The organism is Photobacterium kagoshimensis (assembly GCF_050337045.1).
GTDB lineage: Bacteria > Pseudomonadota > Gammaproteobacteria > Enterobacterales > Vibrionaceae > Photobacterium > Photobacterium kagoshimensis.
The window spans coordinates 1-12,651 of record NZ_JAKJSO010000013.1; the positions used below are offsets into that span (position 1 = coordinate 1).

9 protein-coding genes and 6 tRNA genes are annotated in these 12,651 nt (G+C 45.2%); 3 read left to right on the forward strand and 12 right to left on the reverse strand.

Features of this window, described 5'->3' with window-relative positions:
- Positions 1-31 precede the first annotated feature (31 nt).
- The 6 genes from L4C35_RS10950 to L4C35_RS10975 form a co-directional block, all read right to left on the reverse strand.
- Positions 32-121: transfer RNA gene (locus tag L4C35_RS10950), tRNA-Gly, on the reverse strand.
- 84 nt (positions 122-205) lie between these two features.
- Positions 206-295 (reverse strand) — tRNA-Gly (locus L4C35_RS10955).
- Between the two features lie 71 nt (positions 296-366).
- A tRNA-Gly gene (locus L4C35_RS10960) sits at positions 367-442 on the reverse strand.
- A 29-nt stretch (positions 443-471) separates the two neighbouring features.
- Positions 472-558 (reverse strand) — tRNA-Leu (locus L4C35_RS10965).
- Positions 559-648: 90 nt separating this feature from the next.
- Positions 649-724: transfer RNA gene (locus L4C35_RS10970), tRNA-Gly, on the reverse strand.
- 12 nt (positions 725-736) lie between these two features.
- Positions 737-810, reverse strand: a tRNA-Cys gene (locus tag L4C35_RS10975).
- A gap of 303 nt (positions 811-1,113) precedes the next feature.
- On the opposite strand from L4C35_RS10975, the gene L4C35_RS10980 reads away from it, so the two are divergent.
- Positions 1,114-1,908: a hypothetical protein gene (locus tag L4C35_RS10980; RefSeq protein WP_428462903.1), complete on the forward strand. Its 795-nt coding sequence runs from the start codon at positions 1,114-1,116 to the stop codon at positions 1,906-1,908.
- A gap of 99 nt (positions 1,909-2,007) precedes the next feature.
- On the opposite strand, the gene L4C35_RS10985 is transcribed toward L4C35_RS10980, so the two are convergent.
- The 6 genes from L4C35_RS10985 to L4C35_RS11010 all read right to left on the reverse strand — a co-directional run bounded on the left by L4C35_RS10985 (position 2,008) and on the right by L4C35_RS11010 (position 8,194).
- Positions 2,008-2,640: a bifunctional 4-hydroxy-2-oxoglutarate aldolase/2-dehydro-3-deoxy-phosphogluconate aldolase gene (locus L4C35_RS10985; protein ID WP_428462904.1), complete on the reverse strand. Its 633-nt coding sequence runs from the start codon at positions 2,638-2,640 to the stop codon at positions 2,008-2,010.
- Between the two features lie 13 nt (positions 2,641-2,653).
- Positions 2,654-3,550: a sugar kinase gene (locus L4C35_RS10990; RefSeq protein WP_428463115.1), complete on the reverse strand. Its 897-nt coding sequence runs from the start codon at positions 3,548-3,550 to the stop codon at positions 2,654-2,656.
- Between the two features lie 129 nt (positions 3,551-3,679).
- Positions 3,680-5,170 (reverse strand): sodium:solute symporter family protein, encoded by a 1,491-nt coding sequence (locus L4C35_RS10995; RefSeq protein ID WP_428462905.1) that lies wholly within the window; start codon positions 5,168-5,170, stop codon positions 3,680-3,682.
- A gap of 183 nt (positions 5,171-5,353) precedes the next feature.
- Positions 5,354-5,746, reverse strand: a complete 393-nt coding sequence (locus L4C35_RS11000; protein WP_048900770.1) for a RidA family protein — start codon at positions 5,744-5,746, stop codon at positions 5,354-5,356.
- Positions 5,747-5,807: 61 nt separating this feature from the next.
- Positions 5,808-7,247 (reverse strand): N-acyl-D-amino-acid deacylase family protein, encoded by a 1,440-nt coding sequence (locus L4C35_RS11005; RefSeq protein ID WP_428462906.1) that lies wholly within the window; start codon positions 7,245-7,247, stop codon positions 5,808-5,810.
- An 83-nt stretch (positions 7,248-7,330) separates the two neighbouring features.
- Complete coding sequence (locus tag L4C35_RS11010; protein ID WP_428462907.1) at positions 7,331-8,194, reverse strand: MurR/RpiR family transcriptional regulator; 864 nt, start codon at positions 8,192-8,194, stop codon at positions 7,331-7,333.
- A gap of 173 nt (positions 8,195-8,367) precedes the next feature.
- Between L4C35_RS11010 and L4C35_RS11015 the strand changes: the two genes are divergently transcribed.
- Together L4C35_RS11015 and L4C35_RS11020 are read left to right on the forward strand one after the other, a co-directional pair.
- A complete protein-coding gene (locus L4C35_RS11015; protein ID WP_428462908.1) occupies positions 8,368-9,639 on the forward strand; it encodes an amino acid deaminase in 1,272 nt (423 codons plus the stop codon).
- 548 nt (positions 9,640-10,187) lie between these two features.
- Complete coding sequence (locus L4C35_RS11020; RefSeq protein WP_428462909.1) at positions 10,188-12,608, forward strand: beta-N-acetylhexosaminidase; 2,421 nt, start codon at positions 10,188-10,190, stop codon at positions 12,606-12,608.
- The last annotated feature ends 43 nt before the right edge of the window (positions 12,609-12,651 follow it).

Consider the following 12,651-nt stretch of genomic DNA (forward strand, 5'->3'; position numbering starts at 1 on the left):
CTGACGAGGCTATGTATTTGGGTATAAAGCTTGGAGCGACACACGAGGTTCCCGATTTTCGAGGAGCTGGCGTGACCTCAACCTTGGCAAGGTTGCGCTCTATCCTCTGAGCGAGTACCGCATGACAGCAGACATATCACCATAAATTTCAGATAGTAAAAAGCCCCGTCATTTCTGACGAGGCTATGTATTTGGGTATAAAGCTTGGAGCGACACACGAGGTTCCCGATTTTCGAGGAGCTGGCGTGACCTCAACCTTGGCAAGGTTGCGCTCTATCCTCTGAGCGAGYACCGCATGACARCAGACATATCACCATAAATCGCAGAYAGTAAAAAGCCCCGTCATTTCTGACGAGGCTTTTTATTTGGAGCGACACACGAGGTTCGAACTCGTGACCTCAACCTTGGCAAGGTTGCGCTCTACCAGCTGAGCTAGTGTCGCGTTGCTGCATAAATGCAGACTTTAATCGATGGTGCCCCGGGCCGGACTTGAACCGGCACAACGCGAACGTCGAGGGATTTTAAATCCCTTGTGTCTACCAATTCCACCACCAGGGCACGCAATTCTTTATTGCGATGCGCTAACTGAAAAGTTAAACACCATCTAGATACTGACCTTCAATGAAGAACTATCAATATCGCAAATTTTGGAGCGACACACGAGGTTCGAACTCGTGACCTCAACCTTGGCAAGGTTGCGCTCTACCAGCTGAGCTAGTGTCGCAGAGTAATCGAATGGAGGCGCGTCCCGGAGTCGAACCGAGGTCCACGGATTTGCAATCCGCTGCATAGCCACTCTGCCAACGCGCCATGCCTTCTTTCGATTTACCGCTTAGAGATTGTCTCTCCGTTGCGGTATGGGATGCATTCTACGGATTGCTGAGTTTGAGTCAACAGAAAATCTATAAAAAAAATCTAGTCGTCTGATATATGTACAATTTATCGAATAAAAAGCCATTTTTAGTCACTAGAAGCCATTCAAAAGCAACGAAAGCTCTCAAATACAATAATAAGAAGTAGTATTAGCACCGAAAAAGGTTAAACGGCAAACTTGAATTACTCAGCAAGATACAGGAAAATAGCGACATAGATCACATTTCATCCAGTTTGCACATGCCACGTACTCAAATCATACTTATTAGCATTATTGCCACTTTTTTATCGGCTTGCTCCCCTGCTCAGCATCAATCTGTTGATGTCGCGATCAGTTTCATTACGCAAGCGCCAGATTCAATGCTAATAAATAAGCAATACCAGCATCCCGCCACTGAGCGTTGGCTACAGCGTCATTTACAGCAAGCCTACGACCAAGCGCAGGTTAGAAATGCAAAGCACATTGGCTTTTACTCTGATCAGCGCACAGACAAACCACTGCTCACACCTGCGTTTTCGTACGTAACAGCCTTGGTATTAAACGAAGATAATATTCGTTCAGTCAGCCACACTCTACAACCACAGCAGTCTATTATTGCTAGCAACGTTAGCTTCGGTTTAAAACAATACGGTGCGCATGTTTACGCCTACAACAATGACAAGCAGCGATCCGATGCTTATATTCAGTACGTCAAAGGTGAAAAAATTGCTTACCTTTCCCTTATCAAGCAAACCGCACAAGCGAATAGTGCCCCTTTAGCAGAAGACCTTTCATTACTTGGGCATTCGGTCGATCAACTGTATACACGTGCAATCAATAAAGTCGTATTACTGAACCAATACGATGAAGCATATGCCTCAACCATCAGCAAGGCAGTAAAAGGGATCGATGTCATTATTAGCGCAGGTAAAGCAAATAAAACCGTCATCGAAAACGGTAGATGTTTGGCCTATTTCGATAAGTCAAAACCACTACAAAGCAATCTCTATATTCAGTTTAATGCTTCCGGCCATGTTGATAAATGTGCTTTTTAACTAAGAAAAAGCCACCGACACAATTGCCAGCAGTGAAGCTGAAACAATAAACGTCAGTGGCTCTAAATTTATAGGGTTGAGTCCGCAATTATGCTCGTATTAATCCTGTACGAGCTCAACAGCTTCACGTACCAAGCGTCCAATTTCATCCCAATCACCCGCTTCAATCAGTTTAGGTGCAACCATCCAAGTACCACCACAGCAAAGCACACGGTCAACCGCTAAGTAATCACGAATGTTCGCTTTACCTATACCACCTGTAGGCATGATAGAAACATCAACATAAGGTGCTAACAGTGATTTCACCATATTGATACCGCCCGATGCTTCCGCAGGGAAGAATTTCAAGAAGGTTAACCCTAGCTCCAGCGCTTGTTCAATCTGACTTGGGTTATTAATTCCAGGTACAAATGGAACTCCTTGCTGCTGACAGTAGCGAACTGTATTTGGGTTTAAGCCCGGCGCGACAATAAACTCAGCACCAGCATCTTTGGCTTTATCGACTTGCGCCGCATTCAGTACCGTACCAGCACCAATACACATTTGCGGGTAAGCTTCACGCATCGCGCGGATGGCATCGGCTGCGGCATCTGTACGGAACGTCACTTCCGCAACGGGTAAACCATTTTCAACTAACACTTTAGCTAAAGGTACCGCTTGCTCAACATGGTTAATTTGAATAACTGGAATAACTTTGAAGGCTTTTAATTGTTCGATAAGAGCTTGAGACATGTATCTATCTTCCTTAAATAATTTCTTTCATTGCTTCAAGTGGAATAATGGCACCAGGGTATTGAATAACAACAGAGGCAAGTTGATGGCCTAACTCTGCAGATGATGAAGCAGATTCGCCACTTAAACGTGCGGCTAAGTACCCTGCTGCAAATGAGTCACCCGCTGCGCAAGTATCAATCACTTTCGCTACTTTGTTCGCTGCGATATATGAGGTCTCCGCGACATCAGTTTGTAACTGGGTAACCACCATACAAGGCTCAGCACCGCGCTTGATCACCACTTCTTGGCAACCATACTGCTTACATCGAGCGACGATATCACTCTCTCCCCAGATACGCTGATCATCGTCTTCGGTGATCAAGGCAATATCGACGAAGGGAAGGATTTGAGCATACCAATATTGTGCTTGTTTCTCTGTCCATAATTGTGGACGGAAGTTATTATCAAATAAGACTTTACCGCCATTACGCTTATGTTTATCTAGTAGCGTAACCAGCACTGTTTTCGCTTCTTCAGAAAGAATCGCTAAGCTGATACCACTGATGTAAAGCGCATCAACTTGCTTGCTCTCAATTGCAACTTCAAGCGGTGAACAGGCCTGTTCTGAAAAATAGAATTTAGCCGCGCTGTCGTTGCGCCAATAGTGAAAATGACGTTCACCGCATGGCTCTGTTTCAACCAAATATAAACCGGGCAGTTTATCGTCAAGCGTGCGAACTAAATCCGTATTAATGTTTTCTGCCTGCCACGAGGTCAACATATCTTGTGAGATATTATCAACGCCCAAGGCTGTTGCGTAACTCACATTAATATCACGCTTTTTACCTAAGCGAGCCAAATAAAGCGCTGTATTTAAGGTGTCGCCACCAAAGGTGCGCTGCAATGGTTGGCCACTCAGCTCCACCATACACTCGCCAAAAAATGCAATTTTCACACTGTCACCTTTGTGCTTGGTTGTAGTAATAATAAAAGGGTAGTCGTTAAGCGTTAATTTTCCGCAGCGGCAAACGATGTATTCGCTTGCCGCTTTAGCATATTATTCCGCTAGTGCTGGTTTACCGACGGGCGTTGTTGTACCCGATTGTTCCATCCCATTGCGCTCTGCATCCAGAATCGCTTTTGCTTCTTCTTTAGTTACCGTATTTGCTGGCGTGACCAAGCTAACCGCAACACCTGCCACTAGCGCTGTAAGTACTGAAGGGATACATGGGTTGCCCCAAAATGCCGACCAGTCCGCATTAAACATCACAGCAAATGAAGCAAGAGATGCACCCGCTAAGGTCGCTAATGCACCCTGCCAGTTATAACGATTCCAGAAACGTCCTAACATGCCGCAAACAAACATCCCCGACATCACAGTTGAAATCATTTTAGTGATGTAGCTAATAATGTCGTTCGAGGTTAGCGCGAATAATAAAGCACAGCCGATGACAATCACGAGTGCAAAGCGAGAGTAGCCCACCATCTTATCTTTCGCGGGCACTTTACCTGTGAACATAATATAAATGTCGCGCAAGAGGATAGAAACACCAGCAATAGCATCTGAGCTGGCGCTCGACATGGTGGCAGATAAACCTGCAATCAATACCACTAAACCCACACCGACAGGTAACACTGTTGCTGCAACATACGGGAACGCAAAGTTAGCATTGTTAAGTTCAGGGTTAATTGCATGGGCAGCCATACCGATAACCGCCGGGATGATAGAGAAGAACAGGTACAAGACACCAGACATCACAAACGAGCGACGAATCGTTGAAACATCTTTACCTGAGTAAATACGCTGACGGAAAGACGGTGTTGCAAGTACACCCACCCCAACCACCATCGCAAGCGATACCGCAGGGATAATGCCTAGCTTCTCTATTGCAAGGAAGCTCGTGGTCGCAGGGTCCATGGCAGCATATAAATTATCAAGGCCACCGATGTGTTCGACAGACAGAACGGCCATTAGAATGAAGCCCACAAATAAAATGATAGCTTGGATGGTATCGGTCCAAACAACAGCAGTGTAACCACCAATCACAACATAAATAGTAAAGGCCGCAGCAATGATGATTTTCGCGGTATTAATATCGAGATCGGCGATCCACGCTAGGTACATACCGCCACCTAGGATGTGTGCGCCAAGCCAGCCGATAGAGGCAATGAAGATCAAAATGCCAACAACATTTTTGACCACTTTATTGGCACCAACGTAGTAAGCGAGCTCTTCACTCATGGTCATAAAGTTAAGCATACGTACTGGCGCAAACCACTTCGCCAACAACAAAATACCTAATGCACCGCCAATACCATATAAGGCGCCGGCCCAGCCGTTAGCGTAACCAAAGCCAACCGCACCCATGCTTGATCCTGTACCGACCATAGTCGCTACAGTTGTTCCTAAAACTAAAAATAGTGGTAGTCCACGTCCGCCCAGTAAGAAATCTTCACCTGATTTTTGGTTGCGTGAAACAAACCAACCTAACCAGATTAAAAAGACTACATATACGCCGAAACCTGTGAGAAAAAGTGTACTGTTCATCTTACACCTCTTATAATCCGTCATTGCTAAAATGCTTGGGGATAGCTGCAACTACCCCATGAGATACTGATTTATCAGTATTTTTAATTGGGCTGGTGCTTCGCCAGCCCTTTTTTTACTCTTATCCGTGAAGGTTACGATTATTAGCCGTACCCAATATTCACGTATAACTGTGACTGATGCTTAGCGACGATCTTCGCGGTAACATGTCACATCAACTTCAACTTTCACATCAACCACTAGGTCACATACCATGCAAATACGTGCAGGTGGGTGTTCACCAAAAAACTCTTTAAAGACTTTATTGAACGACTGGAAATAGCGTGCGTCTGTCAGTACAACCTTCACATGTACCACATCTTCAAGGCCATATCCCGCTTCTTCCATAATGTTCACGCAGTTTTGGATCGCAAGTCGAGATTGCTCAACAACACCACCTTCAACCACCTCTCCATCGACCATTGGCGTTTGGCCCGACACATAAAGGAAGCCACCCGCTTGCGTTGCACGTGCAAACGGTAAATGTTGACCACCTGTACCTGTACCACCCTCGATGCCGTAACGTGTAATAGTCATATTATTCTCCAATGTTTTTACAACTTTCAGTATTAAAATAGTGATGCCCCAGCGGCTGATATTAGCGCTGATGACGATAAAGGAATCGGCCGTGACGGTGGCTGCCCACCTGACCATTTTGGTAACTGACTGCGCCATTCACCATCACAACCTCTATGCCCTTGGCGGCTTGGATTGGATTATCGAATGTCGCTAAATCTTGAATTTTGTTCGCATCAAACAGCACTAAATCTGCATATGCGCCTTCACGGATTACGCCGCGATCGGTTAAGCAATAACGCTGAGCAGACATCCCCGTCATTTTGTGAACGGCTGTAGGCAAATCAAACAGCTTTCGCTCGCGGCTGTAATAGCCCAAGACTTTAGGGAAAGTGCCCCACAAACGAGGATGTGGATGCGGATCATTGGGTAAACCGTCAGAGCCCACCATGGTTAAGCGGTATTTCAGCACTCGCTCGACGTCCGCTTCATCCATACAGTGGTATACAGCGCCAGCGGGTTGCAGTGCTTTGGCGGCATCTAATAATGGCAAGGCCATTTCAGTCGCAATATCGGCCAAAAGCTTTCCTGCATGTTGCGGCAAGGTTTCTGACCAAGTAATGAAAATATCAATTTCATCGCTGACCTGCTTAAGATCGAGCGTGGAAGAACTGGCTGAATACGGGTAACAATCGCAGGCGACATCTTGATGCGCTGCCGTTTTTTCCATGGCATCCAGCACTTCAACGGTTCGTCCCCAGTTACCTGCACCTGCACATTTTAGGTGAGAGATAACAACAGGCACTTTACCGTGTTTACCGGTGCGGAACGCTTCATCCATGGCTTCTAGTATTTGCTCGAATTCCGTACGCATATGGGTGGTATAAATACCCTTGAAAGCCGCCAGCTCTTCAGCCAGTGCCATCACTTCTTCGGTTGGTGCAGATTTAGCAGAAGCATAAGCAAGACCAGAGCTGAGACCTAATGCGCCTTGCGCCATAGCGTCTCGCAGTGTGGTTTGCATTTGAGTAATTTCAGACGCTGTCGCAGGGCGTTGCAATTCATCCATTACGTTATTACGCAATGTGGTATGGCCAACTAAGGCAGCAACATTCACTGCGGGTTGTGCCGCTTGTACTGCATCGGCATAAGTCTGAAATGATGGGTATTTGAAATCTTGTTGCTGACCCAATAAGTTCATAGGATCAGGTGGGTCGCCAGCCAATACCGCAGGAGATGCACTGATACCGCAATTGCCCACAATCACAGTGGTCACACCTTGGCTGATCTTTGGCAAGCACTCTGGGTAGCGAATAACATTAGTATCATCGTGCGTATGCACGTCAATGAATCCTGGCGCAAGTACACGCCCTTCACCATCAATGATCTTTGCCGTCTCGCACCCCGCCAGATCACCAATTGCCGCTATACGTTGATCTTTAATCGCAACATCTGCGTTGTAAGCCTGCGCTGCGGTTCCATCAACCACCTGCACATTACGAAATACGATATCGAACTGCATGTTTCTTCCTTAAATCATGACACCTCAGCTATTCACTCAGGTATCCATTTGAATCCACACAGTTCGACCGTATCAAACTGTGCTCAATCACCTAAAGGTTGGCGATCAACCCCACCGCGGTGGCTATCTAATGCCAATTTCAAGCGACGTAATCGATCACGTGAACGGCGCTTGTGGCTCAAGGCTAACTCCGTTGACAACACATCAATTAATGCCATCATGGCGTAACGTGAAGCCGAAGGTTTATATATAAAATCAGTTTCTTGCGTTACCACAGGCAACACGACATCACTGATTTCTGCTAGCGGTGATTCTGCCGCTGTAATGGCTATTACCTTTAATCCGTATTGCTTCGCAATCGTTGCCGGCTCAACCACTTCTGGGGTATACCCCGTTGCAGATATCACTACCATCACATCGTTGCTATCTGCTGTGGCTGCCACCATTCGCGCTAATAATCCATCGTTATAAGCCGTAATGGGGTAGCCCAGCCGGAATAAACGAAACTGTAATTCTTGCGACAACATGGTTGAACCACCGCCCATCCCAAGTGCTAAAATCTGACGTGCGTTTTGTAGAATCTCGACAGATTTAGCAATGTCTTGTTCATTCACCACCTTACGATTTATGTTGATCACATTTTTAATGGACTCATAAACCCCTTGGATACCCGATTGTTCAGGGCTTTCGTGAATGAAGCGCTGACCAATAGCCAGTGACTGCGCAAGTTTCATTTTCAAGTCACGCACATTTTTACAACCGACAGCTTTAGCAAAACGCGTTATGGTTGCTTCGCTGACACCCGCTTCTTCAGCAAGTTGGGTAATACTGGCATTCGCGGCTGACGCTAAATCGTCCATTACCAACTTGGCTACTTTCTTTTCTGCTTCACGCAATAACGGGAAGCATTCAGTTATTCTCGACACTATATCGACTTCGATGGTCACGGCTTTCACCTTTCTCTCGACACCACAAATAATATTGTTCACTCACTCATCAAACAGTGAGAAACAGCACAAAAATTGATCCAATGTTTGATACTTTCTAACATCGCAAATATTATCAACACACCAAAGCCCACTAACAGCAAGACTTGAGAGCCATGTTAGGAGAATAATAAATGAACACCCCAAATAAAAAGCATGTTAGTAAATACCAAGATAGCCATCACAAAAAATTTCCAAAAGGCACCAAAGGCGTCTGGGTAACTGAAAAAAGTGATGGCAAATACCAGCTAACTAACGAAGAAATCAGCCTACCTGCAGCCGTGATTAAGCAAAGTGCTATCGACAATAATCAGCAATGGATGCAGCACTTTGCCAACCATCACAATGTGAAATTATCACCTCATGGCAAAACAACTATGTCACCAGCACTTTTCGAGCAACAACTTGATGCTGGCGCATGGGGGATCACCATTGCAAGTGCACCACATGCAGAAGTGGCCGTAGAAGCTGGCGCGCGCAACATCATGATTGCCAACCAGTTGGTGGGTAAAGCCAACATGGCGATGGTGGCAAATTTATTGGATGCTCACGATGTCACGATTTACAGCTGTGTTGACTCGCTGGCGAACGCCCAGCAACTCAATGAGTTTTTCGTTTCGCGCAATCAAACCTTGCATGTATTGATTGAATTTGGGGTTGAAGGTGGCCGTTGTGGTTGTCGTACGGAAACAGAAGTGCATGCACTCGCTGAATTTATTGCACAGTGCCCAGCACTTAAACTTGCAGGTATTGAAGTATACGAAGGTGTGATCCACGGTGATAATGCCGAGCAAGCTATTCGTGACTTCTTAGCGACCACAGTTAAATTAGTCGAAACATTAAAAGAAAACGCACTGGTTGAGGGAACGCCAATTGTTACAGGTGCAGGGTCAGCATGGTATGACGTTGTAGCAGAAAGCTTTGCGGCATGTCAGCACCTTACGCCGATTATTCGCCCTGGCTGCTACCTCATCCATGACACTGGCATTTATCAAGATGCACAAAATAACGTGATGAAGCGTGCGAATACCAATCAAGGCTATGCCTGTGAATTAGGCGGTGATTTGCAATCTGCGCTAGAAGTATGGGCATACGTACTTTCTCGCCCAGAGCCAAACAAAGCCGTTATTGGTTTAGGTAAGCGTGATGTGGCTTTTGATGCAGGCTTACCCATTGTTGAACATGTCTACCGCAACGGTGAAAAGCACGCTATTGAAGGGCTAACGGCAACCGCTGTGATGGATCAACACATGTTTATGACAGTCGAAGAAGGCTGTGACTTACAAGTTGGCGATATTATCGGCTTTTCAACTTCACACCCTTGCCTGACGTTTGATAAATGGAAGTATGTTTGTGTCGCTGATGAGGACTATATCGTTGAACGCGTTATTGAAACCTGCTTCTAATCAAGTACCATAAAATACCTATCAACAAACAGAATATACAGAATATTTTGAAATAAGATGCTCGCCTTATTTGAATAAACCATGCTCATTGATTAAGCATGGTTTATTCGTGCTTTAATATCGAAAACATCACTAACATCACACTTTATTTCCCGAGAGTAATATCTACGCTTTATTCAAGTAAATGCTTTGTCTAATTCGGGATGAGCATCACAAATACCTTGCTAATAAGCGCTTTATTCTCGCGAATAAATTCAGCCGTACCTGGCATTTGTTTTCATCCAAAAATAATTATTGAAGGCGATCACAAGTCATGAAAATCTCAATGTTACTTTTATTGAGCACACAGCTTAAAATATTATAAGTACTTGATTATACTACAATATAATCATGTTACTTCCGATCGTACCGTGGTTTGATAACCAACAACTTCAGTCTTAATATAATCGGCAATTTACAACATTTAGGTAGCGCGTTTATTCAAACAGGAAATACTACCTCTATGTTCCAGTAGCAGTTTCATCTACGATTATTATCGAGGCTAATAAATGAAGTTAAAACCTTTAGCATTCTCTCTTTCTCTTATTTTGAGTGCGTTCCCTGCTATGGCTGAAAAACCTAATACCGATCTTCAATTAATGCCCTACCCTAAGCATGTTGAATTGAATAACAGCCAAGGTTTGATTATCGACCGTGATTTTTCAGCTAAGTTAATCGGCTTTAAATCTCAGCGCCTTAATAATGCCATTGATCGTTTGAATGCCCGTATTGAACGCCAAACAGGTTTTTTCCTCACCACGCCTATCCAAGCCGCAAGCAAAACACCGCAGCTAGTGATTGATGTGAAGCATGCAGCGCCAACCAAAGTGCAACAAGCGAAGGAAGATGAGAGTTACCAATTAACCATCACCAACAAGCAAGCCGTATTAGCAGCTAACACTCCATATGGCGCCTTGCATGGGATAGAAACCTTCCTTCAATTGATTGAAAACACACCTCAAGGTGCACAAGTCCCTGCCGTTGTGATTGAAGATGAGCCTCGCTTCTCATGGCGTGGCGCACTGCTGGATACTTCTCGTCACTTCATGCCATTGGAAGATGTTAAGCGCCAAATTGATGGCATTGCCTCTGCTAAATTCAATACCTTCCACTGGCACCTAACCGATGACCAAGGCTGGCGTTTAGAATCGACATCTTATCCGAAGCTTCACCAAAAGGGTTCTGATGGCCTGTACTACACTCAAGCTGAAATAAAAGAGGTGGTTCAGTACGCAAGTAACTTAGGTATTCGTGTTATTCCTGAAGTAGATTTACCCGGTCATGCATCTTCAATTGCTGCCGCTTACCCTGAATTAATGACGGTGAAGAAAGACTACCAAATCGAGCGGAAATGGGGGGTACACGAGCCACTATTAGATCCAACTAAACCAGAGGTTTACGCCTTCATAGATAGCATCATAGGTGAAGTTGCAGCCCTTTTCCCTGACGCCTATATCCATATCGGCGGGGATGAAGTTAACCCTAAACAGTGGAATGAAAGTGAGCATGTTCAAACCTTTATGAAAGAAAAAGGCTTGAAAGACGATAAAGAACTGCACGCTTTCTTCAACCAAGAAGTCGAAGAGATCCTACGCAAACATAATCGTAAAATGATCGGTTGGGATGAAACCTACCACCCGAACTTACCTAAAAGTATCGTGATCCAGTCTTGGCAGGGTCAGGACTCTCTGGGGGAATCAGCCAACGATGGTTACCAAGGTATTCTATCAACGGGTTTTTACATCGACCAAGCGCAAGCCACCAGCATGCACTATCGCAATGACCCTATGCCGAAACCATTACAAGTCGATGATCAGATCCATAGCGATGAAACCTGGCAAACTTGGCAGTTTGAAGCACCACGTAAACGTGGCAGTGCTGTCGCAGGTAGCTTCACTATTATTACAGCAAAAGATGGCAGTCAACGCGGCTTTATCGACTATAAAGGTCGCTCACGTCGTGCTGTCTTTGATATTGAAACCACCAAGGGTGTGACATCATTCTGGATGGACTCTTGGATGGGTAAAACCATGCCTCGTGTGGCATTGGTTGACGGTAAACTGACTGGCGAAATGATTGTCGGTAATGCCCCTTACGTCATGACAGGCAAACAAATCGCTGGATCTGATATGCAAGGAACTGAAGTACCTAGTAACTCTCACCCTGTCGCACTGCAACCTGAACAAGAACATCTGATTCTTGGTGGTGAAGTCACCCTATGGGCCGAGAATGTGAAGCACGATACGCTCGATTTACGGATGTGGCCTCGCTCGTACGCTATCGCAGAACGTCTATGGTCGCCAGAAAGCATCACCGATGAAGACAGCATGTATGAGCGCTTACACTCTATGAACGAATGGTCGACAATTTCTGTTGGTTTGCAACAAGAGTGGAATGCTCTGATGGGAATGAAACGTCTCGCGAATGGTCATGATGTACGTCCTCTACAGGTGTTAGCTCAAGCAGTAGAACAAGCACAGTACTACCACCGCCACCATGAAAAATCGACGTATGAAAACTATGACCGCTTTGACCCATTAAATCGTTTTGCTGATGCCCTACCACCTGAGAGCATGGAAATCCGCGAATTAGGTAAACTGGCTCAAGCATTTACTGCTAATCCAAACGACAACAAAGCAAAAAACCAGTTAACTGCAAGGCTACAATTGTGGATCGACAATACCTCGAAAGTGATGCCAATTATTGACAGCAACTACTTACTGGCAGAAGTAAAACCTGTTGCAAAACATGTTCAGCAAGTGTCGGAACTTGGCTTAATGCTGGTCGAGCGTATCAGTTCTAAGCAGCCACTATCACCACAAGAAGTGGCGCAAGCGAAAGTGCTACTGCACAATGCACAGCAAATTCAAGATGAGTTGGTTGTCTCTTCCGCTTATCCGATTGAAACCCTACTCAATGCGGCTTATTAAGCGAATTAGGCAAACTCGCAAAGCATAACAATAAGCCTTAAAC

What these genes read in the sequence shown, in the direction of transcription:
- L4C35_RS10990 (WP_428463115.1), bottom strand. Translation starts at nt 3,550, where the DNA reads ATGGTGGAGCTGAGTGGCCAACCATTGCAGCGCACCTTTGGTGGCGAC.
- L4C35_RS10995 (WP_428462905.1), bottom strand. Translation starts at nt 5,170, where the DNA reads ATGAACAGTACACTTTTTCTCACAGGTTTCGGCGTATATGTAGTCTTT.
- L4C35_RS11020 (WP_428462909.1), top strand. Translation starts at nt 10,188, where the DNA reads ATGAAGTTAAAACCTTTAGCATTCTCTCTTTCTCTTATTTTGAGTGCG.
- L4C35_RS10985 (WP_428462904.1), bottom strand. Translation starts at nt 2,640, where the DNA reads ATGTCTCAAGCTCTTATCGAACAATTAAAAGCCTTCAAAGTTATTCCA.
- L4C35_RS10980 (WP_428462903.1), top strand. Translation starts at nt 1,114, where the DNA reads ATGCCACGTACTCAAATCATACTTATTAGCATTATTGCCACTTTTTTA.
- L4C35_RS11005 (WP_428462906.1), bottom strand. Translation starts at nt 7,247, where the DNA reads ATGCAGTTCGATATCGTATTTCGTAATGTGCAGGTGGTTGATGGAACC.
- L4C35_RS11015 (WP_428462908.1), top strand. Translation starts at nt 8,368, where the DNA reads ATGAACACCCCAAATAAAAAGCATGTTAGTAAATACCAAGATAGCCAT.
- L4C35_RS11000 (WP_048900770.1), bottom strand. Translation starts at nt 5,746, where the DNA reads ATGACTATTACACGTTACGGCATCGAGGGTGGTACAGGTACAGGTGGT.